Here is a 26,763-nt window from a genome sequence, read left to right on the forward strand (position 1 = left end):
TGTATATTGTGATGTATATATTATTTACAATCTAAATTGTGTCAAGCAAAATTCGTAAGCAGATTTATATTGAACCACGTCAAGAGCATCTACTAAAGGCGATCGCTCAACAAGCGGGTGTAAGTGAAGCAGAGATTATTCGCCAAGCTATTGATCTTCATCTTGGTGAAATAACTGCACCCCAAACCAATCTTGCAATGTGGGAAGCCGAAAGAGAATTTATTGACCAAATTAAAACTCGACCTGCTCAACTTGGAGGTCGGGATTGGCAGCGTGAAGACCTCTATGAACGGTAGGGTTTTACTGGATACTAATATTCTCGTTTACATCTACGATCCTCTAGATACTGCAAAACAGGAACGAGCGATTGCAATTACTGACCAATTGATTCGTTCTGGGAAGGCCGTAATTAGTACCCAGGTATTGGGAGAGTTTTTTATGGCCACAACCCGGACTCGGCGATTGCTTTTAACTCCTGCTGAGGCGCTGGTGCGAATGCGTAACTATTTAGCTGCTTGTTATGTCGTTGATATTACACGGCTCATTTCCTTAGAAGCAATTCGCGGCGTGGAAACCCATCACTTCGGGTTTTGGGACGCACAAATTTGGGCAACGGCGCGACTCAACCAAATTGAAGAAGTTTATACTGAAGACTTTGCATCAGGTGCGACGGTTGAGGGCGTGCGGTTCACAAATCCTTTTACAGATTGAAAAAGATTCCCGACTTCTTCAAGAAGTCGGGAATCTCAGCCTTTGAGCGATGCCTACGCGACTCTACAATATAATTCAAAATCCCAAATTACTTGCCGTTGCCGTTACCACCATTGCCATTGCTATGAATGACACGTTCGGCAAGCTTTTCTGGTACTTCTTGGAGATGGTCATATTCCCAGTGGAAAGAACCAACGCCCAAGGTGAGCGATCGCAGCTCTACAATAAAATTCTGCATCTCTGCTTGTGGTAAGTATGCAGAGACATTATCCCAGCCTTGCCAATCGTTTCTACCCTCATAGCCTAAAATTTGCCCCCGTCTACCACTCACCAGTTGCAGCACTTTGGAAGTAAATTCGCTCGGTGTGGTAACATCCACTCGCAGAATTGGTTCTAATAAGGTAGGTTCCGCTTGGGGTATCCCCGTTTGCATTGCCAATCGGGCAGCTTGCTTAAAGGCTTGTTCGGAACTGTCAACGTTATGATATGAACCATTAGTCAGAGTTACCGCCAAATCCACTATTGGGAAGCCCAAAGGCCCGTGTGTCAAAAATTCCCGCACGCCCATTTCTACGCCGGGAATGTACTGTTTAGGAACCACGCCACCGACAATAGTTTCATTAAAATTGAAACCTGTACCGCGTGGTAGGGGCTTGATTTCGAGAAAAACATCACCAAACTGTCCGTGACCACCGCTTTGGTGCTTGTAGCGCCCATGAACTGAAGGCACCGTTTTGCGGATGGTTTCTTTGTAAGGCACTTGCGGCAAGTGGGTTGTCATTGGCAAGTTATATTTGCGGCGCAGTCTGTCTAGAGTGACTTGCAAATGAATCTCGCCTTGACCCCACAAGATAACTTCGTGGGTATCGCCGTGTTGTTCCCAAGCAAGTGAAGAGTCTTCTTCTAACAACTTGGTAATGGCACTGCTGAGTTTAACTTCATCGTTGCGCTTTTCTGGTGTAATGGCGAGGGCATATACAGGTTCCAACTGTACAGCTTTGGGTAATTCCATCGCCGCCTGCTGTTCTGTGGAGATTGTATCGCCTGTCTTGATTCCTTCTAAACGGCTCAATGCGACAATTTCACCAGCACCAACTTCATTAACGAACTGCTGTTGTTGTCCCATGAGGCGGTAAATTCCACCAGTGCGAATGCCATTGAGGACAATGCCATCAGTTAATTTGCCCCGCCAAACACGCACCAAAGAGAGTTTGCCACCTTGGGGAGTGTAGTAAGTTTTTAATACCTGCGCTAAAGCTGTATCACCTTTTATGTTTTTTAAACGACGTTCTGCTGTGCTTTCTGGTTCGGGGGCTTCTCGTAACAAGGCTTCTAATAGAGGTCTAACACCATAATCTTGTTCTGCCACACCAAAGAAAACGGGCACTACCAAATCTGCCCCTAATTCCATTTTTAAATCTTTGAGGATTTCTTCTTGAGGTGGCTCAATGTCTTCTAAAAGTTCTTCGAGTAAATGGTCATCAAAATTTGCTAAAGCTTCGAGCATTTCTGCCCGTGCTATATGTTCTTCTTCTTTTAAACTTTCGGGGAAGGGAATGGGATCGGCAGGTGCGCCTGGATGATATTGATATGCCTGTTCGCTCACCATATCGATAAAGCCGGTGAGTTGTTCCCCGTTCATGATGGGATATTGATGCGCTACCAGGGGACGGCTAGATACTGCTTTCAGGGCGTGCAACGTTTCTAGAACGTGAATATTTGCCCGATCCATTTTGTTGACGAAGACGAGGTGGGGAATTTCCCAATCGTCCAGGAATTTAAATAGAGGGGCAAGGGTGAGAACGCGATCGCGGATGGGTTCGCAAACTACAATTGCCGCATCGACTCCGATTAAGGCATTGTAGGTTTCTTGGGCAAATTCTACGCTTCCCGGACAGTCAATAAAGGTGAAGCGAATATCGTTATACTCAGTGCTAGCGGCGCTGACTTCTACACTCATGTGGCGATCGCGCGACTCGGCAGCACTATCTCCCACTGTATTGCTGTCCTTAATATTGCCTTTGCGGGAAATTGCCCCTGTGACAAATAACAAGCTTTCTAGTAAAGTGGTTTTTCCACTTAAATAAGGCCCGACAATTGCAACGTTCCGCGAACCCGATTTTACTTTTTCGTTCATAAAAACCTCCCTTGCGGTAATTCATTCATAACCGCATTATTCCGTAGATATTAAGGGATAAAAAATGGTTCTCTGGAGTCAAAATTACCCCTTCTTTAATTTGTTATTATGCTCCTTTTAATGGAAAGTTAAAAAAATTGTAGCCTGTCGTAAGATTTAGCTTAAGAAAAGTTAAGCATCAAAAATTTTTATGCTAAATCAAAAACTTTTGTAAAAAACTTTTTATCAAGTAAATTTAACTGAAAGTGTTGCGAGTCAGAAAATCAATGAGATTATCATTCTTTAAATATCGCATAGCAGGGTTAGTAAGTTTAACTTTGCTGATTATGAGTATTTCCTCCCCCTCTCTTGCTCTATCTCCTCCTGTCGCCTCAAAGCTAGCACAGTCTAATCCTAAAACTGCTGTAGACTGGTTAAACCAAGGCTTACAAGCAATTCAGGCGGGAAGGGTACAAGATGCGATCGCAGCCTTTAAACAAGCAGCTAAATTAGATTCGACATTAGCACCAGCGTATTATAATCTCGGGCTAGCATACCGACAAACGGGACAATTACAACCCTCTGCGGATGCATTTTATCGAGCGACGCAAGCCGATCCGAAATTTGCTCCAGCTTTTGCTAATTTAGGCGGAGCGTTATTAGAAGGCAATAATTTCAAGTTAGCTAACGATTATTTGCAACGCGCCTTAGAACTCGATCCCAAACTTGGATTTGCCCACTATAACTTGGGGTTAGTACGAGAACAGCAACGAGATTGCGAACAAGCGATCGCATCTTTTAAAAAAGCTGTAGAATATAGCAAAAATGCACCAGAACCTCCTTACCACATAGGGATGTGTTATCTCCAACAAGGTAAACTCGATCAAGCAAGAAGTGCATTTTATCAGGCATTAAAAATTAATCCCAAGTATCCAGAAGCTTACTACAATCTCGGCTCGATTTTTTTTCAACAAAGTAAATTACAAGAGGCATTAGAGGCTTTTAGAAAATCAGCTGAAGCTAACTCTAACTATCCCAACGCGTATTATGGTGCTGGGTTAGTTTTTATGCAGTTACAGCAATATGGCGATGCAGTACAAGTCTTGCAATTTGCTAGAGATTTATACAATTCTCAAAAAAATCCCCAGTGGGCCAAAAATGCCGAGCAATTGTTGCAACAAGCACAAAATTTAAATTACCAACCTCGCTGAGGCGGAAAAACTTAATATTGCATAACATAAAACTATTGGGTTGACTCGCTGGTGTTGTCTGAACTCGTCCCGATTGGAAAAATGTACATGCAAAAGCGCCAGAAAAGTCGATTTTTATTTAGCGATCGCTGGCTTGATCGGCAATCAATTGTTCGCAACATGGAAGCCTTTCAAGACTTAATTGTGATTGTTTTGTGTTTGGGTTTGTTCGCCGTCATGCTAATCCAATTGTGGGGGATAGCTATCGCCCTCACGCAGCCACTAGACTATAAACATGTGACTGCAAAAATACTATTTGTGTTGATTTTAGTCGAGTTATTCCGACTATTAATGGTCTATTTGCAAGAACATAGTATCTCTGTAGGAGTGGCAGTTGAGGTAACAATAGTATCTTTGCTGCGAGAGGTAGTAGTTCACGGAGCGCTGGAAATTTCTTGGGTTAATACGCTTGCAATTTGTGGTTTGTTATTTGTTTTGGGTGGACTACTCGTGGTATGCGCTAAGACACCACACATGGATTGTATGAGCGCTAACACTAAGTTTTGTCCGGTTGTGTATAGGGGAGGTAGAGAACGCCAAAACGAGTTGGAATTACAGTATTCACGTCAATGTGATGAGAATCAACCCCTTGGATAAATTGTTATGAAAATGGGGAGTGGGAGAGACGCGATTAATCATGTCTGTACTGGGGAGTGGGGAAAATACTTTTTCTCCACTCCCCACTCCTTTGTATGAAACTGTATCAGGAAATTATTTTTGCAAGGTACTTCCGACGTATTGAAATATACTCTTTTTGGAAGATGAATTACTCTTTAAGGGTGAATATAACGTTAATTAGAAATTCTAAAAGAGGTTCAAGCAATGGTTACAAATACAGGTAACGGACAATCTCAAACAGCGATTAGCGACTTGGAGTATGATTTTGTCACTATTTTGCACAACAAGGCTGAAGCTGTTAAAGCTTACGATACCTACATCAAAGATGCAGAAAAAGTAGGTTCTCAACCTTGTGTAGAGTTATTTCAAAAATTGCGGCAATCTGATATTGAACACGCACAAGAGATTCGCCAACATCTACAACAAGTGCTGCAACACGGTAAGATGTAACCCAAGTTTTGAGTTTGTAGGCGTAAGCCCCTCGTAGACATCGCTTCTGGTTTAAAAAGAGGCGATGTCTAAAACAAGCTATGACGCTCTCTACGAGACGCTAAAAGCGTAGCTTGCTTGCCTCTCTGAAAGAAGTACGCGGACTCGCTAACGCTTCTCTACGAGACGCTGCGCGAACGCTATCGGCGTCAATACAGTTCAGTTAAGCATTTTTTTTCTTCTCTTTCTTCTCTCTCTGTGTCCTCTGCGCCTCTGTGGTAGCCTGCGGCAAGCCGCTTTGCGTCTACGTTAAAAAAACGGCTTTGACAAAGAGTCCTAGCCTTAACTGAACCGTATTGCTATCGGCGTCGCAGTTGCTGATTAAATTAGAGGCAAGCACTGCCCACTATCAGATAGACTAATTCTGGGCTGCTTGCTCTACTTGCGCCACCGTTAAATCGAGAGCCACCGCCACTTGTTCTACACTCAATCCCAATGCCAACAATCGGGGAATAGCTTCTAACTTAGCTTCCTGGCGACCTTCCTGGCGACCTTCTTGGCGACCTTCTTCTAAGCCGTCTTCCTTGATTGATACATCCGCGTTTTTTTGAATTCGTCGTCTATACCCAAGATTTCTGCTAACTCCTCTCCGCTTAACCGGGTAAATTTGTACAACAGAATAGTCTCTATCAATTCTACAATTTGCTTAGTGGTAGATTCATCTGCCAGTTGTTGCCTTGCTTGTAAAATCAATTCTCTACCTTTGTCAACGGCTGTCTCTTCTCTTTCGATAATTAATTTAACGATCGCAACTTGCAGTGAGTTCTCCCTCGTATCTAATTCATCTAGATAAATACGTTGTACTTGTGAACTGTCTAGCAGCAATTGATATGGTAGCCGATCGTTTGGATCTAAACTTCGTTGCGGATAGATGACAACAGCACGCCAAAAATTGACTGATTCAGTGGTTGGTTTGTAGTTTCACTTGTGGGGATGAATACCCCATCAATCCTAAAAGCAGTTTCTTTTAGCTCAACTGAAACAAATTGATATGCGTTGACATTGGCAGTCGTGTCGCCAATTATGGCAAAAAATATGCTAGGAAAAGCTTGAAATAAGCTATAAAATATTTTGTCAGTTTGCACCGAGATTTAGTCAAGGGAACATTGGATATTGAAAGTCTATCAAAAATAGTGTAACCGCGCCTATTTCAGCATAAAAAAAGCAGATAGAAATAACCATCTGCTTTAATAAAAGATTCATTCTCTAATTTACATAGATACCAATTGATTCACTGGAGCAATCCCAGCCAAATCTAAAATTGGCGCGATCGCATCTTCTCGTTTCACTGCCATCATGTGAACTCCTTGGCATAATTGCCGCGCTATCTGCACTTGCTCGGCGGCAATTTTTATCCCTTCCTCAAAAGGATCTTTGGCTTTCGCCAATCTGTCAATAATATGTTGGGGAATATCTACACCCGGAACACATCTATTAATAAACTGAGCATTTTTGGCTGATTTCAACAGAAATATTCCTGCCAAAATTGGTTTTTTATAACCAGCAGCGATTGTGTCCATAAACTTTTCTAGTCGCTCAAAATCAGTAATCAACTGACTTTGAAAAAACTGCGCTCCAGCTTCGATTTTCCGTTCAAATCGACTTTGTAAACCCGACCAACTTTTACATTGCGGATCTACTGCTGCACCAACAAATAAATCTAACGCTCCATCAGTCAAAGGCTTTTCATTACAATCAACACCTTGATTCATCTTCCGAATCAGTTGCAGCAGTCGCACAGCTTCTAAATCAAATACTGCTTTGGCATCTGGATGATCGCCTGCTTTTACTGGGTCGCCAGTCAAAGCTAAAATATTACGAATACCTAAAGCATGAGCGCCCATCAAATCAGCTTGTAAACCGATGCGGTTGCGATCGCGACAAGCAATTTGACAAATCGGCTCTATACCGTTTTGTAACAAAATCACCGACGCCATTAACGAAGACATCCGTAACACTGCGCGGCTACCATCAGTAACATTGATAGCATGAACCCTTCCCTTAAGAGTCGCCGCCATTTGAATCATGTGCGCTGGATCTCCCCCTTTCGGCGGTGCTACCTCGGCGGTAATTAGAAATTCACCTGCTTGTACAGCTCTGCGAAAGGCTGTGTGGCTATGGGTGTGATGCATAGAATTAAGAATTTCAATTTCTTAAATGGTATAGCAAATCACACCTAAAAGGGAAAACCTATAGAGGAAGAGAGTAGCCTAAAGCAGCTTTTACTTGTGATAAAGTTTGATTTGCGATCGCTCTAGCTTTTTCCCCTCCATCCCGCAATACAGACTCCAAATAGCTTTTATCTGCCGTTATCGAGTGATATTTTTCTTGGATTGGTTTCAGAGACTCAATAATTGTATCTGTCAACAATGGCTTGAATTGCCCCCAGCCCATATCCTGACACTCAACTGCCACATCTTCCTTTTTCTTCCCAGCCAGCAATGTATAGAGCGTTAACAAATTATTACACTCTGGACGCGCTGGATCGTCAAAAGTCAGACCACGAATCGGATCGGTTTTACAACGCTTAATCTTGTATTGAATCTGTTCCGGTGAATCTAGCAAACTGATCCGGCTTAAGTCGGAAGGATCGGACTTCGACATTTTGCGTGTACCGTCTGCTAAACTCATCACCCTTGCCCCTTCCTTGCGAATCAAAGGGTCTGGTAACTTCAAAACTGGTTGATCTGGTTTACCAAATTGGTGATTTAACCGAGCTGCAATATCTCGTGTCAATTCCAAATGTTGCTTTTGATCTTCACCCACTGGCACTTTATCCGCTTGGTAAAGCAAAATATCCGCTGCCATCAGCACAGGGTAATCCAATAAGCCTGCACTCACATTTTCCCCCTGCTTGACGGCCTTTTCCTTGAACTGGATCATATCTTGCAGCCAGTTTAGAGGTGTAATGCAGTTGAGCAACCAGGTGAGTTCGCTGTGGGCCGAAACGTGGGATTGCACAAAGATAGTGGAGTGATTTAAATCAAGACCACAAGCTAGATAGAGAGCAGCAAGAGTGTAGGTATCAGCTGCCAACTGTTTTGGATCGTGTGGCACTGTAATCGCGTGCAAATCAGCCACAAAGAGGTAATTTTCGTATTCGCTCTGACCTTCTACCCAGTTGCGAATGGCTCCCAAGTAGTTACCTAGATGGTAATTGCCGGTTGGTTGAACTCCAGAAAGAACACGTTGCTTGCCCATAAATTTCAACTTAGTTATCTCAAATCCGCGCTTGTAAAGTGGCGATGTCTGGTGACAAATCGCAACTCTTGGAGACGCTACGCGTAGCTTGCTTCTCCGTAGGAGTATGCGCCTACGCAAAACTCATTTAATTTTGACATTTTCTAGGTCAACTTGCTGTTGAAATATTGGAGTTTCTTCTCACCGTGGCTTTAGCAACAGTGAGAATCAAACCTATCTTTGTACAATATCTGGGTGAGCAGTGTTTCCAAGATGATGGCAAACATCGATTTACATAATTTTGTAATCCTTGATAATAGCGCAAGAAACAGACTTTTTCCCCGACCAATCAGTAAAGGTATCTTCATTTTTATAATGCTTTGGCGTTTGCATAAGCAAGTTCCAAGCATCTTTGGCATTCAATAAATTTAAACGTTCAGGATAATGTATCTTTAGCAATTCTTGCACTAGGGGATAATAGTCAGATCCAACGATCTAGATAAGATGCGATCGCCCAGCCTAGAATCAAAATTGTCCAATTAATAAATAGAATCGCTAATTTACCTGGATCGGGCAGAAATGCTTTGGCAGGAAGCAGAGGGTCCAATTTTTTTGCATATTCCGCTTGGCGAATTGACTTTTAGGTGATATAAATTTCCATAAATATTATATTATTGAAATTTATTTATATTTTTATTCAAAGGAATATTTTAAAACTTAATGTAATCTTTATCCTAACTTTGCTATTGATATTATAGCTAAATACTGAAAGCAAATTAGGATTTAAAACATGGCTTCTCTTAATACACTAAAGTCTCTAGAAAAGTATATACCTTTAGTAGGAGATATAAATATTAAAACCCCACTTGCATATACAGCAACGCGTGGGGCGGTAGAGGTAGTAAACACAGTACAAATGGCGGTAGCTGAGGCTTATATCAATGGGTTAGAAGTTCCTGACTCAGTACTTGAATCTCTTTTTGATACTTGTATGCCTATCTTTTTTAAGTACTTTCCTGCCCTCTTAGCACCTTATGAATGGGTATTAAAAGAAACTGATAATCTTGCTGAAAGCCCACGGGATCTGATGAAAATTCAATATGATTTGCCTCAAGGGATGCTGAATAAGATGTTGGGCGATGGGAAACTCATTTATCCTAAATACAGCATGGGATTGTGGGAAAAAGGAGCATTAAACCTTGAGCAATCTCAGATAGATATGATTGATGATGTGATTCAAAAGTTAGACATTAAAGATGGAGACAATATCTTAGACTTTGGCTGTGGTTGGGGATGTGTGCCAAATTACATTCTTTCCAAATTCCCCAATGTCAAATTTGTCGGTCTGAATTTGAGCCACGAGCAATGTGAATATATGCGCCAGAAGATGCAAGATCCTGAAAGCAACCTAAGTTCAGGCCGATTCACACTCTATGAAGGAGATTTAAATAGTACAACATTTGAGACAAAATTTGATAAGATACTTTCGATTGGCGTTTTTTGTCATGTTGGTAATTTAACTAACTCTTTTAAAAAATTAGCTAGTTTGCTGAAAGATAATGGCAAGGTTTTTATTCATATCATTACAGTTCGTACCCCTAATAATATATCCAGCGCTTTTACGCACAAATACATTTTTCCTCACGGCAGGTATTGGAACTATGATGCAGTTTCTAGCCGGAATAAAGACCTCAAAACAATTGAAAGATGGTATCTAAACGGTTCCAATTACTCTAAAACATTTGCCAAATGGCTAGATAATTTTGACAAAAATCAGGCAACAGTCAAAGACTTAGATTATGGCATGGATTATGCCAAGTTTCGCCGGATATGGAGGTTTTATTTAATATGGTTTGTTCGGAATTTCGCTAGTTGTGATGGTGAATATAATGGGAACGGTCAGTACTTAATGGTTCATGCTTAATGGAGTAAGAGTAGCAGCGTAGGCGTAGTCCGTCGTCAAGGTCACTCTCCAGAAACCGCAGTGATTGTATGATTACTTAGTAGGATGATGGGTTAAAATCCTATGAATTAATTTTGCTCATAAAAACCAAACTCTTAAATTCGATTTACCTGTCTGCCAAACCCACTTGTCCTCCAATTAGCCCCAAAAATCCAGTTCCAAAGTGCTGAATCTCCAAAAAGCTTGCTTGCTCCGGCGAGGTTTTGTAAATTCGGAATGTCTTCATAATTCCTAAAGTGGCAGCACTTTCTAAAGGCCCAACAAAACGAACATCTCGGTCAAGAAAATAGGTTTGATTAGCCCAGTGAGTCATTTGATTTGCATTTAAAAAATAGCAGCCTGCATGAGGATTCAGGGCACGACGAAAGGTAATTGGTGCATTCATAATTGCACCATTGAGTTCCTGTTGCTCCTGCACATTTTGAAAGGGAGCAGTTACTCGTAAAGCCAAATTCCCATCAATATAAGCTTTGTGAACCAAAGCTTTGGGAGAGACTTCATAACGATTTGGCTGGAGCAAATTGAAATCACCGGCTTGTTGGGTAAACCAGTTTAATTTGATAAAAAACCAAGGGTCATGAATAATTAAGTCATCTTCAAGAAAGCAATAATAATCATACTGACCGAGACAACTTTGCAGAACAGCTTGACACTCAAACCCCAAAAATAGAGGTTCTGCATTGCTAGAATGATGCTTATATAAATGGGATGGTAAAGGAAGCTGATTCAGAAGATGATTATCTTGAGTTGTACAAATAACAATATCTAGTTCGTGAGACTGCGGCTGATTAGCAGGGAAAGCTAGTCGTTGAGCAATGTTGATAATACTTTGAGATTTGCCAAATAATTGATGTAAAGCAGTAATGCTTTTAGTTAACGCTTCCAAGCGGGGTTGTGGGTTTTTGCGTTGGGAAGCATGACGATCCTCATTGCTAGGTTTGAAAAAATGGGCAATAGTAAAAATAATTCGCATTTTACATATCGATTTTGTGTTTATTTGTCATTTGTCATTTGTCATTTGTACTAAGCTTAGTCATTGGTGCAGCCTCTCCAAGAGTTGTATTGGTCATTTATAATTTTTTATTGACCAATAATCACTAATGATTAATATACTTCTTGCAAAAGTCTTGCTTTTCAGGCTTTTATTTACACCTTTGCTTTAGGCAAAAATATTTATGCAAATGACAAATGACAAATGACAAATGACCAATGACTAATTTTTGCCAAATCCTTTAGAACTTGGGCGCTTTTTCAAATTATCAGAAGTTTTACCAGCGAACATCCATTGCAAATGCTGTGGTAACAGTTTCGCCAAATCATAACGCTTGATAATTGTCTCTCGTGCATTCGCACGAATTGCTTGCATTTCTTGAGGATTATTCAGCGCCTCTTCAATCCTATTAGCAATATTCTGGGGAGAAAAGAAATCTACTAGCACTCCATTCACCCCATCCTGTACGACCTCCAAGACTGGCGGAGTCTTAGAAGCTATTAGTAAACATCCTGCTGCCATTACTTCTAACATTGACCAGGATAATACAAAAGGACGGGTTAAATAAACATGGGCAGAAGAAGCTTGTAAAACTTGAAGGTACTCATTGTAAGGAAGCCTATCTGTGAAGTGCAGCCTCGATAAATCTAAAGATAATTTTTCTAACATTAATTGTTTATAGGTCTGACCATCGGGGAGATTTTTACCATAAGCAACCCGATCTTCTCCCACAACTACCACGTGGCATTTAGGTCGTCGCTGCTGAAGTAACGCTACCGTTTCCATAAACTGCGGAAAACCTCTATAAGGTTCCATTCCTCGTCCTACATAAGTTACCAACTCTTCCACATGAGAAAGATCCAGATTTATTCTTGGTAAAACTAACTTTGCACCTGGTTTAGGAACAAAATATTTGGTATCAACACCATCATGAATTACAGTGAGTTTGCTATGATATTCTTTGGGAAACTGCTGACGCTGCCAATTAGTTGGAGAAAGTCCGCGATCGCAGCTATATAAATCAGTTAAAATCGGTGCATTTTTCACGCGGATGCGACATTCATCATCAGCATTCAGTGGTTCATTGGGATCGAAATCTGCATCGGAACCGTGAGCGTGATAAAACCACTCGAAATAACACAATAATTCTGCTTTCGGGAAAACATCTTTCATAAATAAAGTCGGCCCCCAACCAGAATGACCATAAACTATATCTGGAATGAAACCCTCAGCTTTTAATTTTTCTGCCACGCGATAGACAGCTTGAGCAGTGAGAACAGCATTTTCCAGGTTGCGAACGTAGTGGTGAGTTTGAGGCGCAGCTTCACGAGAAGGGGTATAAATAGCTTTGAAAACGCCAGGTATTTCCCCTTCCCGACGATTTGTCCCAAAGACGACTTGGCAATTAGGATCTTTACCTAAAACTGTCGCTAGGTTGCGAAATTGTGAGGGAAAATTGGGATGTAAAAATAAAACTTTCATTGGAATAATCTTGATTAAATTATTGCCAGATAAAATAAATTAAGACAAACTGCTTAAGATTATAAGATTATTTATCACAACTTTTAGCAAGTAAATTTAGGTAAATGGTTGCCCGAAAATGCGAAAATAATTGCAAATTCGTGTTATGACCATGAAATTTATTGGCATTGATTTAGGCTGGCGATCGCAACCAAGTGGACTATGCTGCTTAGAATGGATAGATGGACAACTGCAACTACTTGATCTAGATCGTAAAGAAGCCATTGCAGACATCCTTAACTGGATCGATCAGAGCGTAAAACCAGACGAACCAGCCATCATCGCCGTAGATGCACCTACCCTCATACCCAACGCCACCGGAAGCCGCCTCCCCGATAAACTTAGCCACAAATACTTTGGTAAATATCATGCGGGATGCTACCCAGCTAATCAAAACCTACCCTTCGCCGATCGCACCATCAACTTTGGCTTAGAATTAGAATCACGCGGTTTTGCCCACGCCCCCACCATAGAACCACAAAAACTCAGCAGATATCAAATAGAAGTCTTTCCCCACCCAGCGATCGTTAACCTATTCAACTTAGAACGCATTCTCAAATACAAAAAAGGACGCCTCAATGAGCGCCGCCTAGAACTAATCAAACTCCAAAATTATCTTCTCGATATCCTCCCCTCCTTCTCTCCTCCTCTGCGTCCTTGGCGTCTTCTCTCCGAGACGCTGCGCGAAGGCGGTTCGTTTACTTCCGAAATCCCCACCACAGGCGCAGCCCTCAAAGCAACCGAAGATAAACTAGATAGCCTAATTTGCGCTTACGTTGCTGCATACTGGTGGTATTGGGGAGAACAGCGTAACTTAGTATTAGGCGATCGCACCACTGGCTACATTGTCATCCCTCAGAGAATATTAGCCTAAAATTGTAATGTATTAATGATTTAGCTCAAAGAGGTTTTATGCAAGGAGTTAATTCTAATTTGAGTTTAAAAGAGCTTTATAAAATTGACGATCATCTCTGGTTAGAGGAAACAATCAAGCTATTGAAAGCTAACCATTTAGAAGAATTAGATTTAGAAAATTTAATTGAGGAGCTAGAAAATTTGGGTCATAGAGACAAAGCCAAGGTTGCTAGTTTATTAAAAAAAATTATTAGACATCTTTTGCTGCTGCAATACTGGACACAAGAATATCAATATAATTCGGGACATTGGAAAGCAGAAATTAGAAGCTTTTGGAATCAATTAAAACGTAACTTGACAACGAATTTATATCAATACTTAGACAACGAATTAGCATCAATTTATGATGATGCTTTAGGGTATGTAATTGAGAAAACTGAGGATAAACTAGATAACTTCCCTCAATATTGTATTTATACCTTAGAACAGCTATTAGATATTAATTATCTACCTGAAAACCTGTAAAATAAAAGGCGTTGCTAAACTTAAGTCAGCAACGCCTAATCTTGAATATTCAATAACTACTCAACACTCTTATTCTGCCCAAGCAATCAACCTTGGTTCATAAGGATTAGCCAGGTGTGGATTTTTTGGCAATACACGCAAAGACAAGCCTTGTAAACCAGAAGCGGTATAGATGATATTACCAGTGTAAATACTCAATTGCTGTCCATCTTCGCCTTGGTAATCCATCACTACTGGCACAGCGTTGACAATCTCACCATTGGCATCGATCGCACCTTGATATAACTCCACTTGCACATCATCATTGGTCAAAGTCGCCAAGTCAACCTTGGCTTTGACAGCAACGGTTTGGTTAACCTCAATGTCTGAAGCTGCTGATACGTCAACATCTTTGATTTTGATGTTGAACCAGTGTTCGCCCAATTTTTCTTTCCAAGCAGCCAGTTCTTTCGCTGGACCATAGTTATCAACAGTCAGGGTATGATAGCGATCGCTTGCCGGGAAATAAGCTCGCCCGGCATATTCTCCCACCATCCGCGCTGTATTAAAGAAGGGACAATTCAACCGAATTGCATCCTTCATTTTGGCAACCCACGGACGGGGTAAGCCATCAGTATCTCGCTGCTCATAAAATAGCGGTACAACTTCCTTCTCTAACAACTCATAGAGAGCGTTTGCTTCTACTTCATCTTGGTAGTTAGGATCGTCGTAATTCTCTCCATGTCCAATCGCCCAGCCTGTGCGGACGTAATCAGCTTCATCCCACCAGCCATCTAGCACACTTAAATTCGGCAATCCATTCATTGCCGCTTTCATCCCACTAGTACCAGAGGCTTCCCGTGGACGACGCGGTGTGTTCAACCAGATATCGCAACCCGCAACCATCAACCGGGAAATGTGAATGTCGTAATTTGGAACAAACACTACCTGTTTTTCTAAATGCTGTTCGCGGATAAAATGATTGATCTCGCGGATCAATTCTTTACCGGGAATATCCTTGGGATGTGCCTTACCAGCAATTACAAATTGTACTTTCCGGTCTTTGTTAGCCAGCAGAAGCCGCTTAATGCGATCCAAATCACGCATCCAGAGGGTGGCGCGTTTGTAGGTGGCAAAGCGACGAGCAAAGCCAATGGTGAAAGCGTAAGGATCTAAAACTTCTTGGGCTTGGACAATTTCGGAAGCGGAAGCGCCGCGATCAGTTAAATGCTTAACTAAATGCTCCCGCACATACAAAATCATATCTAAGCGGCAGCGTTCGTGATTGCGCCACAATTCCTCATCCGGTATGGCGTCCATCCGCTCCCATAATGGGCTATCTGGTGGTGCTGATGACCAATTTGGGCCAAGGTAGCGATCGTACAATTCTTGAGTTGATTTCGCTACACAACTGCGAGCATGGACACCGTTAGTAATTGCGGCGATCGGTACTTCCTCAACTGGCACATTTTGCCACAAACCCTGGAACATTTGCCGCGACACCACACCATGCAGTTGGGCGACACCGTTGGAAAATGTTGCCATCTTCAGCGCCAGCACCGCCATACTGAAAGGCCCAGATAAATCGCCTGTATTCTCGCGCCCCAGTCCTAAAAATTGCTCTTTGGGCAACCCAAATATCTCTGCGTAATATCCCAGGTAGTGCAGCATTTTGTCGGGAGCAAACAAGTCAATTCCCGCAGGTACTGGCGTGTGGGTGGTAAAGATATTGCTGGAAGCGACCACTTGTCTAGCTTGGACATAATTCAGTCCCTCTTCCTGAATCAGCAAGCGGATGCGTTCTAGGGCAGAGAAGGCAGCATGTCCTTCATTCATGTGGTAGGCGGTAACTTTCAGCCCCAAAGCTTTAAGCATTTGCACACCACCGATCCCCAGCATGATTTCCTGGTGGATACGCATATCGATGTCGCCACCATACAGCTGATCTGTAATGTCGTGGTCGTAAGTGTTGTTGGGTTCAATATTGGTGTCTAGCAGATACAAGGGAACTGTTCCCACCTGTACGCGCCAAACTCTCGCGTATACCTTGCGTCCAGGATAATCTACCGCAATCCGTAGCTCTGAACCATCGGCATTGCGCTCTAGATGCAAGGGCATATTATAAAAATCGTTGAGCAGGTAGCGTTCTTGCTGCCAGCCATCGGCATTGAGATACTGGGCAAAGTAGCCTTGCTGATAGAGCAAACCTACACCTACAAGCGGTAGCCCCAAGTCACTGGCAGATTTGAGGTGATCCCCCGCCAGAACGCCCAAGCCTCCAGAATAGACGGGCAAACAATCTACAAGTCCAAATTCCGCCGAAAAATAGGCGTAGCATTCTTTGGGTTTCTGCTCTCGTTGTTTCTGATACCAAGTGCGCTCTTGCAAATAATCGTCTAACTGACGGTCAGCTCGATCCATTTGCGCTAAAAAGCCTTCATCTTCGACAACTTCCAGAAGCCGCGATTGAGAGATTGTACCCAATATTAACACCGGGTTATGATGGCTAGACTCCCACAGGTCAGAGTCTAAGCGACGAAATAAATCTTTAGTATCAACGTTCCAATCCCAGTGCAAGTTATATGCCAGCCGCCGTAGTGGTTCAAGTCGCGGCGGTAGTGAAGGAGATACGTTAAATGTGCGAATTGGCTGCATAGGTTGGCAAAACTCCAAGTTTAGCTATGGTTATTGTTTACTCTCTTTACCAATGTTGCCAATTCTTTATACAGTAGTTTGTGAAAAAGCGATGACTTTGTTAAGCATTGAGAATTATTTTTAACCTCGTTGCTAAAGTTTACACCAAGGTGTTTCTAATTCTATGCCTTACTCTGAGCCATGTACTTGGTATATTAAGATTTAATCATTTACTGGTATATATCACTTAAAAAAATTTAGTTTTGAAGAAATAATTTATATTTATTTTAGTATTGCTTCCGGGGATCAATTCGAGATTCTTGGCTGAGGGTGAAAATTCCCCATAGGTGTATCCAGGAAAGTGAAATTTTTTAATTATTTTTTAATAAAATTGCTCTATCAAAGAAGACAGTCCCAATAAAACGAGTTTCAAAAGCCAAGCATGAAAATCTTCTAAAGACTGGGATTTTTACTCAGCACTCAGCACTCTCAACCCACGAGGCAGAAGGAAACCCCATAAATAATCAATTGGATGAAAACCCTACCAAGCAGTTAACCAAGAAAAGCGATGCCTGCGGTGGGCTACGCCTACACTAACTACTTGGTATGAAATATTTGCACTAATTCAGCAAAATGACTTATAAAGATGTTACTTTATGCACCTAGTGAAGGCTGATCTTTAGTATTTTTTGTCATTGTCAGAGCTACAGCTGCTGCATAAGCGAGTTCTGCCGCCATTTGATAAGCAAGTTTGATACTTGATGAAGTGTCTTTGGCTTTAGGAGATGGGGAAGCTTTTTTTCGGCGCGACTCTTGTTTGACATCACCTGCTGCAATAGCTCGCTGTAAAATTATCCAGGCATCTAGGTCTTCTGAGTCATAATTACTTTGAAGTTGCGATCGCAGTTGATCTTCGGCTACAACACTTAGATAGCCGATAGTTAGAGCTTCTTGTACAATTTCTTTAATTAAAGCCATAATTTGAACCAAGTGTGTGAGTTAAAACGGATACCTCAATTTGGGAAATTAGATGTTTTTTTGTAGATTTATCCTCGAAACTAAGCTACTTTTAGCTTTCTTTTAATAAAATTTATAATGAATACTACCAAGCACGCATCACCCGCTTGGCTCACCCGAATGGGTGATTTATAAATTTTTAGATACAAGTAATAAGGAAGAGGAAAATTTTCAGCTACTTTGGCTTTTTAAGGAATAGGGTGTCACAAGTATAGTAGATATTATTCTGAGTTTAATGCCCAATTTATAAAATAGTAACGATATAAATATAGACCAAAATGCCAATAACCACTTACAGCATTTTTAAATCTCCCTCCTCAATGGATGCTGTCTAAGTGTATAAAAAGATTTCCGAGTAGCACTCGCTCTAGTAAAAAAGTTAACTTATTTCCAGCATTATCATCAACAATAAATCTGGAAATCAACTTATTTCATAAGAGTGTTCCACTAAAAATAAAATGTGTTATCGTTAAAAACAATTGTTCTTAAAAACCATTCATGTCATTACAAACGTGAATTGGCTAGTCTGTAAATCATCCGTGTGCAACATGATTGGAGCAGCATACTCTAGAAATTCGTTGCAAGAAAGCCGTCATAGCAGTCGGGGAAGCGCTTACTTGTTTGCACCGATGGTTAACTTCAATGTGATGGCTGATGTGGGAGATAATCCACCCTAATTGGATTTTTTTGGGCAAAAATACCCATCAAAATCCAACAATAATTACATTGTTATGCTAGGCAGAAATTTTATCTAAACTTTGAATATAGTCTAGTTAAATGTATTTTTTGTTGCCAAATAGCTTGTGAAACTGAATTGTTTCAAAAGACTAAAACCGCTTGAGAGAAAATAGCCTCAAGACAAACAACACTATCCTAGTTACTTTTAGGAGTGCTGTTAGCGGTAGCAAGCTTTTCAAATTTGCCAGAGAACCAAAACAGTAGTCTATCTAAACCAGAAAATTTTCCATCAGACAATTTAAAAGTCTGAGTTTTGACCCGGCAATGCACTGAAGTTGTTTTGTTAATTGATTTTGTGAAAAATAAGCCAAAGTTTTAGGTGCATATAGCACAAAATCTGCTAGCGACTTAACGTAATTGTGCATATTACTTGAGTAATTCTACACACCTAACCTCAAGAATTGCTCGCATAGTCAAAGCCAGACTATGGTTTTTCAACATTTGAAAAACCATCTAAAAATCTTGGGGAATTTTGGTGATACTGCTACCTTAGCTCATGTATTAATACACACAGAGCCTATTGGTATTGGCAGAAGATTAGGATACAGCCAAAACAACTTTAAACACTGTCAACAACAATTGATTAAAGAGATATGTAGCCATGCAGAACGAGCAATATTTTTCCAAATTGCAGCGCGTGCAAGAACTTTTAGTAACTACAGTGTTAGGAGATATTCCGACACTTCTCCTCGGCCCAAAATTGCGTAATTTAGGATACCGTAGTATTTTTGACCAGATAGGCAGCCCAGTATATATTCAAAATGGTGTTGAATTTAACGGTACTTCTTGTATTGAGATCGGCGCAGGAGTCTATATTTTCAAGGGTGTGCGGATGGATGCGAGAGGACATAAAAATAATAGAATCCATCTAGGAGATAGAGTTGCGATTGAACGTAACGTTGATATCGGGTCTTTGAAAGATACGTATATACATATTGATGAAGACACCTTCATTGCTCCCAACGTGTGTATTGAGGGGCCAGGAGACATTAAAATTGGTAAACACTGCATGATTGCTGCTCATTCAGGGATATATGCCAATAATCATAATTTTGCCGATCCGATGGAGCTGATTAAATACCAAGGTGTTACTCGCAAGGGAATTGTGATTGAGGATGATTGTTGGCTAGGACATGGAGTAACAGTATTAGATGGCGTTACTATCGGCAAAGGCAGCGTTATTGGCGCGGGAGCAGTTGTTAATCGAGATATTCCTCCTTTTTCCGTTGCTGTCGGCATACCTGCAAGAGTAATCAAAAACCGAATTGGCAAAGATATAGCCAAGCTTCAAGTTAAGACATAGGGCATTGGGTACAAGAGGCAGAGGTGCAAAGGGGCAGAACTTACTGTAACTTCTCCTCTGCTCCCCATTTCCCACTCAGCACTCCGTACTCAGCACTCCTGAAAGCTATGGGGAATAGTAACTATCCCCTGTAAGCTGTTGCCTTTTTTGGGAAACCTTTGCCATCAGTCAACGTCACAAGGGTAAACGCCTCTGAGTTATCTCTCTTAAGGGCATCTACAAGTCAGACAACTTACATCTTGTACATTATCAATAACCGTAGGGTAGACATTGCTAGCCCTGAGTCCCCAGAGTCCTCTAAAAAAGGGACGAGATTTGGGTAATATAAAGTAGCTATCTTTTCTGCATTGCAGATACTGAAAGAAAAGCTTTCTTTGTTTTACCCGTTGGAGATATTTCTATGCTGACTTTAAAAATCGCTGTTTATATTGTTGTTGCCTTCTTCGTAACTATCTTCATCTTCGGATTTTTGTCGAACGATCCAGCTCGTAACCCCGGCCGTCGGGACTTAGAGTAAAAGGGCGATAAATCATCCGCGACTTTGGAAGGCGGAAAATACTAAACGCCACGGAAACTTACTAAGCGAAAATTTAGTAAGTTTCTTCCTCCAAGTAGCTTACTGTAGGTAGCAGAAGGCGACAGTCGGAAGGCAAAATGTATGTTTAATCCTTCCCTTTGTCATTTGGCTGTTTGTTAGCCCGATTTTGCTCACTTATGCTTCATCCAGTTCTGCCACCTAATCCGCCTCCTATCGTTGAATCTTTACAACCTGTAAATCCCGCCTCATCTGCTAGTCATACAAAGTTTCTTTCAGGTGTAGATACTGGAATACACGAAAAGACAGACAAATCCAAGCAGCCCAAGAATTTGGCTCAGTTGGCAATTTCGGTTAACACTAAGAGCGATCCTTTGTTGTCAACTCCGATCAACTCAACTCAAGATGACTTGGTAGTTGCTAAAACTTCTTCTGTACCTCATTCACCAGAAACCTTTCCACCAGAAAATTCCCCACTCCCCGGTTCTGCAACTGCTGGGCTTTTGGGGCAGCCACTGGTTGTTGGTTATCCCACGCAGGAGGTTACAACCTCTAATGGGCTTAAACAAGACACAAAGACAAGTCCGAGCGTCGAACCCCGCCGCTCGGAACTTCTTCTGATGTCGGCACTGCGTAAACGGGAGACGCAAAGAGAAGCCGCTGCCTTGCAAAGAAAAGTTGGAGCAGAGGCTTTAGATCAACAAGCAAAGTATGAGCCTGCTCAAAAACTCGGTCAGCGATGTCTGACGACAAGCCCTTCTCTACGAGAGGCTGCGCCAACGGGTTCGGGGGTGACGCTCGTTCGCCCTTGGCGTCTCCCCTTGGGAGAAGACTCGCTAACGCTGCGCTATCGCAATCGACGGGAACCGCCATCGCTCTTAGCGTCTCCCCTTGGGAGAAGACTGCGACCCCCTCACCGCTTTGCGTCTACGCTAAATCCAAACTCTAATGGTGGAGCAAAACCAACCTTTTTGGACTCTTCTAGCTTTACCTATAGAGTTTCTCCAAGCCCACTTGTCGCACAATCTCCACGCCCTCTTCAAATTGCCCTAACTGTCACAAACAGCAATAAGCTAGGCAAATCCAAAGCAGAAATTTTAGCTGAGAAGTTAACCCAACAAAAACAGCAACATGATATTACTGCACAACAGTCTCTAAAACAAGACAATATCTCTGTATCTGCTGCCGATCTTGCACCGAGTTCTCAATCAGTAGAAAATTTTATCACATTCAAGTCTCGTAAGCCCAAAAACCAACTCTCAGTACCCATCACTGTAGAATTTAAGTCCCAAGTCCAGCAACAAAGCCAAGTACCAACGCCTACACCACAGATAAATACCACTCAGCCGCAAACTCAATTATCTGGTACAACTGCGCCAGCTACCACACCGCCAGCCGGACAAAGAATTGTAGAAGTTACTTCAGATCGGCAAGAGTATGACGAGAAACAGCGAATTATTACAGCTGTAGGTAATGTAATTGTGCGATTTGATGGGGCGGTGGTGGATGCCGATCGCTTACAAGTCAATTTGGACAACATGATCGCTGCGGGGGAAGGCAACGTCACCTTAACACGGGGCGATCAGATACTGCGTGGACAACGCTTTACCTATAACTTCGTTCAAGATCGTGGGGAACTGGAAAATGGTAGAGGAGAGATTTACGTACCTTCAGCACAAACAGATTTTGCTTTTTCACCCACGGCTGTAAGTGCTGGTGGAGTTTCAAAACGTCCACCCAGCGATCGCATTAGAGCCAATCAACCCGTTTCCGGTGTGAGTAGCCCTGGAGGAATTGATGTGACAATTGGTGGTCAGTCAGACGCCAGCAACATCCCGCCACCGAAAGCAGGGGGTGCAGTCAATCGGCTCAGGTTTGAAGCTGAACAAATTGACTTTTATCCGCAAGGCTGGCAAGCAAGTAATGTCCGCATCACCAACGATCCTTTTTCGCCCCCTGAATTAGAATTACGCGCAGATAAAGTAACTTTGACGCGAGAATCACCCTTAGTAGACCGCATCAGAACACAGCGACAGCGTTTGGTATTGGATCAAACAGTCTCCTTACCAATTCCCCTGAATGAGCGTACTATTGACCGCCGAGAGCGGGACGTTACACCTGCAATAGTCTCCCCAGGCTACGATGGAGAAGATCGGGGAGGTTTGTATATTGAGCGTGGATTTCCAGTAATCGATACAGAGCAAACACGCTGGACAATCACGCCCCAGTTATTATTACAGAGAGGTGTGCAAGAAGGCACAGGTGACTTAGGCGCACTGTTTGGTGTGAAGACCAAGATAAATTCTGTTTTGAATCCACGGAGGATAATTCAGGGAACTGCGGAGTTAACTAGTTTTAACTTGAATGACGTGGAAGAAAATTTGCGAGTGAATTTAGGATTGCGCCAGACATTAGGCACTTCTCTTCCCCACACATTGAATGTGCAATATAACTACCGCGATCGTCTCTACAACGGTACTCTCGGTTTTCAAACTGTCCAGAGCAGTTTTGGCGGCATTATTACCTCTCCTGTGATTCCTTTAGGAAAAAGTGGCATCAACCTTAACTACCAAGCAAGTGCCCAGTATATTGATGCCAACACCGATCGCCAAGACTTGCTAGAACCAGTGCGGGAAAACGATCGCATTTCACTTGGTCGTTTACAAGGCAGTGCTACCCTCAGTAGAGGGCTGTTGCTGTGGCAGGGAAAACCATTACCACCCACTGCCACTGAGGGATTACGATACACAGCTACCCCTGTAGTTCCTTACTTGCTAGCGATCGCTAGCGTCACAGGCACTACCAGTTATTACAGCAATGGGGATAACCAAAGCACTCTAATTGGTACCATTGGCTTACAAGGGCAAATTGGTCATTTTTCCCGACCTTTTTTAGACTATACCGCCTTTAATGTCAGTTTCTCTCAAGGGTTAAATAACGGATTATCACCCTTTTTGTTTGACCGCTCCGTTGACAACAAAGTATTGACCGCTGGAATATCACAGCAAATCTACGGCCCTTTTCGCTTAGGCTTTCAAACATCTGTTAATTTAGATACTGGTAAAGAAACTAGTACCGACTACATTTTGGAATATAGCCGTCGCACCTATGGCATTACCTTACGTTACAATCCGGTGCTGGAGTTAGGCGGCTTCAGCATCCGAATTAGTGATTTTAACTGGGGTGGCGGCACCGATCCATTTTCGGAAATTAAGCCAGTAGTGAATGGCGTGCAACAGGATAATTAGTCTGAGGATTTGGGACGACTCGACAGCCGAGCGATCGCACAATTAGTTAATGACGCGCCAGGTATTCTCAAGCTGGCATAGTCGCCGCTTAGTTGAATGCCTGATGGTGGTTGGTGTAGGGTTACACAGCATCTATGAACTGCGGCTTGGTACTCTCGCCATTGCCTGCGGATTTCAATACTTGCAGCATCGTCACCTAAGTCTGAAAATCTTAGCCCCGCTCGCATCAGCCAAGATTCTACGTCAGTTGTTTCACCAACTATTTCTGGAATGTAATTAATCTTTTTCATCAGTAATATCTTATACGTATGTCTATTTGCTTCACTTTAAGATAAAGTATTAACACTAGCCAATATCATTTTTTATCAAAATCATCACTAAAAATGATTGATGCCCAAGTATTAATACTTGGGCATCAAAGAACGAATTACTATTATGGCTGGAAAAGATCATTGCTTTAGCTTCCGAATAAGCCCTTTTCTAGCTCGTAATCACTAGAAGCGATAGCCTAATCCAGCTTGGAAGCTGACGGCATCAGCATCACTATTTTTGTAGGCGTCAATACCCCATTTAGTATCCCCGTAGGCAATAACATTTTTGCTTACTTCTGATTCAATCCCAAGGGTGACTACAGGTGAATTCCGATTGCCCAATGGGGTTTTTTGACCTTCATCAGTTACAAAAGAATAACCACCACCGAAGTAAACGTTAGTATTTTTGGCGATGGGTGCATCATAAGTGACTATGGGCATAATTGCAGCAGCATCGCCACCATACAACACAGAACCCCGCAGTGAAACTGGGGCATTGGGTACGGCGTATCGTCCTTGAATATTACCACCAATTTGTGCTTCATCGTTTCCTTGTCCGCCACTGGTTGCACCAACAGCAACACCAGCACCGATGTAGTTACCGTTAGTACCTGCTGTTTGAGCAGATGCAATGCCGGCTGAGAGGACAATGGAAGCAACAGCAATTGCAGAGGCAGCTAATTTTGTCAGTTTCATAGAATTATTCTCACTAGAGTTAGGTAAAATCAATGTTCTCTAGTACTAGAATCTCTTTTTTTACAAAATGTAACCTCGTACACCTGGTTCACCCAAGTGGCTGAATTATTTCTCACCCATCTGGGTGTAACAACTGAAATATTTTATTGAAGAATTCAGGAGTCAGAATTCAAGATTCAGAATTCAAGATTCAGAACAAGAAAGTGGAAGATTCGGATTCACCACCCTCTTGTCTTTACGCTGCGCTATCCGCTTTCTCTAACTATAAGTTGATGCTGAATTCTGATTCCTGACTCCTGAATTCTATTTAGATAACAGTTATTTCTTCAAAAAGCGCTGACGTAGACGAGAGATAAAAATATTCACCTCTGGTATTTTCAGCCATGAAGCGATCGCAGCAAACACTACAATCCCTACGAAGCCAGATATACACAACTGCAACACCAGAATCAGTAAACCCGTTTTACCTAGCAAGTGCTGAGAACCAACCAATGCCCCATAGCTTGCTACCCCAGCAACTACGCTACCAGCAGCCAAACCCAGAATCGGCAAACTCCACTCACGCCAAGGTAAACCATTGAGTTTGCGATCGAGCAACCATAACAGCATTAACATTGAGCTACAATTTACACCCACCGTTGCTAATACCAAACCGGGAGCGCCAAAAGGTTTAACGAAAAACCAATCTAATAAGATGTTGAGCAAGATGTTAAAAATACTGATGCGAAAAGGTGTCTGTCCATCGCCCAAGGCATAAAATACTCGCACCAAAACATCACGCCCCAAATAGACAAACATCCCAATTCCATAAGCTACTAACAAAGATGAAACTAGCTCTGTAGCTTCTGGCTTGAATGCCCCACGCTCATATACCACCTGCACAATGGGTACAGATAGCGACACCATCAACGCTCCTAGCGGTAACATGGTAAAAGCAGTGAGTAGCAGTCCTTGGCGAATCCGTAATTTTAAGTCCTGCCAATTTTCGGGGCCAGCAAGTTTGGCAAATATTGGTAATAGAGGCAGCAAAATAATATTAGAAATAATCCCCAAGGGAGTTTGGACTAATAGATTGGCATAGTTAAATCCTGCCGCCGCACCAGGAATAGGACTAGCAAAATAAAGGTCAGTGGCAACATTAATTGGCATCATTCCAGAAGAAACTGTTGCCGGAGTCATGATTTTAATTACTTCTTGAACGCCTGGAGATTTAAAATCAAACCGCAGGCGTAATGTGCCCAATCCTAACCGCCACTGGACAATTAGCTGCACTACCCACTGGAGAATCGCTCCTGCCAAGGTTCCCCAAGCTAACACCATTCCCCCGATTAAAGCGTACTCCGGCTTAATAATGTCCTTGCCCAGTTGCATCGCCAAGATAGCAAGACCGCCAACAACGGTAATACTAGATAATAAAGGGCTAATGGAGAGTAACCAATATTGATTGGCTGTATTGAGAGTACCAAAGCCAATGCCAATTAAACCGGCAAATAAAGCCATTGGTGCCATAATGCGGAGTTGTTGAATGGCGATCGCTCTGGTTGTTTCTTCCAAACCATGACCGACTAAATCAACGATCGCATCCGCAAATAGAACTTGAGCCACTGTCACCAGCAACAGCACTCCAGCTACCAGCGTTGTCACGGTTTCCACTAGGGGAGCTGCTTCTTCTCGGCGACGCTTGGCTAAAACGCTGACGATCGCACTGTGTAATGGCCCATTTACGCCACCGAGTAAGATCAACAGAAAGCCAGGGATAATATAAGCATAACTATAGGCGGTGGCAGCAGCACCAACACCAAAAGCGGCAGCGATCGCTTGCTGCCGCACTAAACCGAAGACTTTACTAATTAATGTGGCTGCGGCAACAATGCCAGCAATTCCAGCGAAAGAACGAGAGGGTTTTTGATCTTGTTGTGTCACGAATAATACCCGACAACTCTTGCAGAGTGCATACTTTAAAACATTTAACCTGAAATTCCGCAGTCTGTCAGGTAAATTTTGACAAATTAGTAATTTTAAATGCCTACGCTCAGGGCAAAGGCGGATCGATGCCTACGGCAGGCTACGTCTACGCTAAAAA

At 42.3% G+C, this 26,763-nt stretch carries 24 protein-coding genes and 1 pseudogene; 12 read left to right on the forward strand and 13 right to left on the reverse strand.

Going from position 1 to position 26,763, the window contains the following annotated elements; all coding sequences use genetic code 11:
• Positions 1 to 38: 38 nt before the first annotated feature.
• Positions 39 to 296 (forward strand): hypothetical protein, encoded by a 258-nt coding sequence (locus tag HWQ43_RS13775; RefSeq protein ID WP_292734357.1) that lies wholly within the window; start codon positions 39 to 41, stop codon positions 294 to 296.
• The gene (locus tag HWQ43_RS13780; RefSeq protein ID WP_292734359.1) at positions 286 to 711 is read left to right on the forward strand and encodes a PIN domain-containing protein; all 426 of its coding nucleotides are present in this window, start codon (positions 286 to 288) and stop codon (positions 709 to 711) included. The genes HWQ43_RS13775 and HWQ43_RS13780 overlap by 11 nt, the downstream gene beginning before the upstream one ends.
• An 88-nt stretch (positions 712 to 799) precedes the next feature.
• Here the strand turns inward: HWQ43_RS13780 and HWQ43_RS13785 are convergent, their stop codons facing one another.
• Positions 800 to 2,848 (reverse strand): elongation factor G, encoded by a 2,049-nt coding sequence (locus tag HWQ43_RS13785; protein WP_292734361.1) that lies wholly within the window; start codon positions 2,846 to 2,848, stop codon positions 800 to 802.
• 266 nt (positions 2,849 to 3,114) lie between these two features.
• Here HWQ43_RS13785 and HWQ43_RS13790 point away from each other — a divergent pair, with 266 nt between their 5' ends.
• The 3 genes from HWQ43_RS13790 to HWQ43_RS13800 all read left to right on the forward strand — a co-directional run bounded on the left by HWQ43_RS13790 (position 3,115) and on the right by HWQ43_RS13800 (position 5,145).
• Positions 3,115 to 4,038 carry a tetratricopeptide repeat protein gene (locus HWQ43_RS13790; protein ID WP_292734364.1) on the forward strand — a complete coding sequence of 308 codons (924 nt, stop codon included), beginning with the start codon at positions 3,115 to 3,117 and terminating at the stop codon, positions 4,036 to 4,038.
• An 81-nt stretch (positions 4,039 to 4,119) separates the two neighbouring features.
• Entirely contained in the window at positions 4,120 to 4,674 is a 555-nt protein-coding gene (locus HWQ43_RS13795; protein ID WP_190240812.1) for a phosphate-starvation-inducible PsiE family protein, read from the forward strand.
• 225 nt (positions 4,675 to 4,899) lie between these two features.
• The gene (locus HWQ43_RS13800) at positions 4,900 to 5,145 is read left to right on the forward strand and encodes a hypothetical protein (RefSeq protein ID WP_292734367.1); all 246 of its coding nucleotides are present in this window, start codon (positions 4,900 to 4,902) and stop codon (positions 5,143 to 5,145) included.
• A gap of 397 nt (positions 5,146 to 5,542) precedes the next feature.
• On the opposite strand, the gene HWQ43_RS13805 is transcribed toward HWQ43_RS13800, so the two are convergent.
• The 5 genes and pseudogenes from HWQ43_RS13805 to HWQ43_RS13825 all read right to left on the reverse strand — a co-directional run bounded on the left by HWQ43_RS13805 (position 5,543) and on the right by HWQ43_RS13825 (position 8,832).
• Complete coding sequence (locus HWQ43_RS13805) at positions 5,543 to 5,791, reverse strand: Rpn family recombination-promoting nuclease/putative transposase (protein ID WP_366932824.1); 249 nt, start codon at positions 5,789 to 5,791, stop codon at positions 5,543 to 5,545.
• A pseudogene (locus tag HWQ43_RS13810) lies at positions 5,695 to 6,269 on the reverse strand (Rpn family recombination-promoting nuclease/putative transposase). Before HWQ43_RS13810 ends, HWQ43_RS13805 begins: the two are co-directional and overlap by 97 nt.
• Before the next feature lie 126 nt (positions 6,270 to 6,395).
• Complete coding sequence (locus tag HWQ43_RS13815) at positions 6,396 to 7,316, reverse strand: methylenetetrahydrofolate reductase (protein ID WP_292734370.1); 921 nt, start codon at positions 7,314 to 7,316, stop codon at positions 6,396 to 6,398.
• Positions 7,317 to 7,374: 58 nt separating this feature from the next.
• Complete coding sequence (trpS, locus tag HWQ43_RS13820; RefSeq protein WP_292734373.1) at positions 7,375 to 8,385, reverse strand: tryptophan--tRNA ligase; 1,011 nt, start codon at positions 8,383 to 8,385, stop codon at positions 7,375 to 7,377.
• A 270-nt stretch (positions 8,386 to 8,655) separates the two neighbouring features.
• A complete protein-coding gene (locus tag HWQ43_RS13825; RefSeq protein WP_292734375.1) occupies positions 8,656 to 8,832 on the reverse strand; it encodes a hypothetical protein in 177 nt (58 codons plus the stop codon).
• 322 nt (positions 8,833 to 9,154) lie between these two features.
• Between HWQ43_RS13825 and HWQ43_RS13830 the strand changes: the two genes are divergently transcribed.
• Positions 9,155 to 10,288: a class I SAM-dependent methyltransferase gene (locus tag HWQ43_RS13830; RefSeq protein ID WP_292734378.1), complete on the forward strand. Its 1,134-nt coding sequence runs from the start codon at positions 9,155 to 9,157 to the stop codon at positions 10,286 to 10,288.
• Between the two features lie 145 nt (positions 10,289 to 10,433).
• Here the strand turns inward: HWQ43_RS13830 and HWQ43_RS13835 are convergent, their stop codons facing one another.
• Both HWQ43_RS13835 and HWQ43_RS13840 read right to left on the reverse strand, forming a co-directional pair.
• A complete protein-coding gene (locus HWQ43_RS13835; RefSeq protein WP_292734381.1) occupies positions 10,434 to 11,300 on the reverse strand; it encodes a calcium-binding protein in 867 nt (288 codons plus the stop codon).
• Positions 11,301 to 11,540: 240 nt separating this feature from the next.
• Entirely contained in the window at positions 11,541 to 12,800 is a 1,260-nt protein-coding gene (locus tag HWQ43_RS13840; RefSeq protein ID WP_292734384.1) for a glycosyltransferase family 4 protein, read from the reverse strand.
• Positions 12,801 to 12,951: 151 nt separating this feature from the next.
• Here HWQ43_RS13840 and HWQ43_RS13845 point away from each other — a divergent pair, with 151 nt between their 5' ends.
• Both HWQ43_RS13845 and HWQ43_RS13850 read left to right on the forward strand, forming a co-directional pair.
• Positions 12,952 to 13,713: a DUF429 domain-containing protein gene (locus tag HWQ43_RS13845; protein WP_292734449.1), complete on the forward strand. Its 762-nt coding sequence runs from the start codon at positions 12,952 to 12,954 to the stop codon at positions 13,711 to 13,713.
• A 38-nt stretch (positions 13,714 to 13,751) separates the two neighbouring features.
• Positions 13,752 to 14,219 (forward strand): DUF29 domain-containing protein, encoded by a 468-nt coding sequence (locus tag HWQ43_RS13850; RefSeq protein WP_292734387.1) that lies wholly within the window; start codon positions 13,752 to 13,754, stop codon positions 14,217 to 14,219.
• Positions 14,220 to 14,288: 69 nt separating this feature from the next.
• On the opposite strand, the gene glgP is transcribed toward HWQ43_RS13850, so the two are convergent.
• Positions 14,289 to 16,853 carry an alpha-glucan family phosphorylase gene (glgP, locus tag HWQ43_RS13855; RefSeq protein WP_292734390.1) on the reverse strand — a complete coding sequence of 855 codons (2,565 nt, stop codon included), beginning with the start codon at positions 16,851 to 16,853 and terminating at the stop codon, positions 14,289 to 14,291.
• Between the two features lie 633 nt (positions 16,854 to 17,486).
• On the reverse strand, positions 17,487 to 17,810 hold the full coding sequence (locus HWQ43_RS13860) for a hypothetical protein (RefSeq protein WP_292734393.1): 324 nt from the start codon (positions 17,808 to 17,810) through the stop codon (positions 17,487 to 17,489).
• A gap of 587 nt (positions 17,811 to 18,397) precedes the next feature.
• Here HWQ43_RS13860 and HWQ43_RS13865 point away from each other — a divergent pair.
• From HWQ43_RS13865 to HWQ43_RS13880, 4 genes are all read left to right on the forward strand, one after another.
• Positions 18,398 to 18,526: a hypothetical protein gene (locus HWQ43_RS13865; protein WP_256091202.1), complete on the forward strand. Its 129-nt coding sequence runs from the start codon at positions 18,398 to 18,400 to the stop codon at positions 18,524 to 18,526.
• A 662-nt stretch (positions 18,527 to 19,188) separates the two neighbouring features.
• On the forward strand, positions 19,189 to 19,890 hold the full coding sequence (locus HWQ43_RS13870) for an acyltransferase (protein ID WP_292734396.1): 702 nt from the start codon (positions 19,189 to 19,191) through the stop codon (positions 19,888 to 19,890).
• A gap of 400 nt (positions 19,891 to 20,290) precedes the next feature.
• Positions 20,291 to 20,407 (forward strand): photosystem II reaction center protein I, encoded by a 117-nt coding sequence (locus tag HWQ43_RS13875; protein WP_041566417.1) that lies wholly within the window; start codon positions 20,291 to 20,293, stop codon positions 20,405 to 20,407.
• Between the two features lie 197 nt (positions 20,408 to 20,604).
• Positions 20,605 to 23,673: a DUF3769 domain-containing protein gene (locus tag HWQ43_RS13880; protein WP_292734399.1), complete on the forward strand. Its 3,069-nt coding sequence runs from the start codon at positions 20,605 to 20,607 to the stop codon at positions 23,671 to 23,673.
• Here the strand turns inward: HWQ43_RS13880 and HWQ43_RS13885 are convergent.
• From HWQ43_RS13885 to murJ, 3 genes are all read right to left on the reverse strand, one after another.
• On the reverse strand, positions 23,670 to 23,963 hold the full coding sequence (locus tag HWQ43_RS13885) for a hypothetical protein (RefSeq protein WP_292734402.1): 294 nt from the start codon (positions 23,961 to 23,963) through the stop codon (positions 23,670 to 23,672). The genes HWQ43_RS13880 and HWQ43_RS13885 overlap by 4 nt on opposite strands.
• A 204-nt stretch (positions 23,964 to 24,167) precedes the next feature.
• The gene (locus HWQ43_RS13890; RefSeq protein ID WP_292734405.1) at positions 24,168 to 24,680 is read right to left on the reverse strand and encodes an outer membrane beta-barrel protein; all 513 of its coding nucleotides are present in this window, start codon (positions 24,678 to 24,680) and stop codon (positions 24,168 to 24,170) included.
• A 318-nt stretch (positions 24,681 to 24,998) separates the two neighbouring features.
• A complete protein-coding gene (murJ, locus tag HWQ43_RS13895) occupies positions 24,999 to 26,603 on the reverse strand; it encodes a murein biosynthesis integral membrane protein MurJ (RefSeq protein ID WP_292734408.1) in 1,605 nt (534 codons plus the stop codon).
• Between the last annotated feature and the right edge of the window lie 160 nt (positions 26,604 to 26,763).

It is taken from the genome of Nostoc sp. JL31, assembly GCF_017114965.1.
Taxonomy (GTDB): Bacteria; Cyanobacteriota; Cyanobacteriia; order Cyanobacteriales; family Nostocaceae; genus Nostoc; species Nostoc punctiforme_A.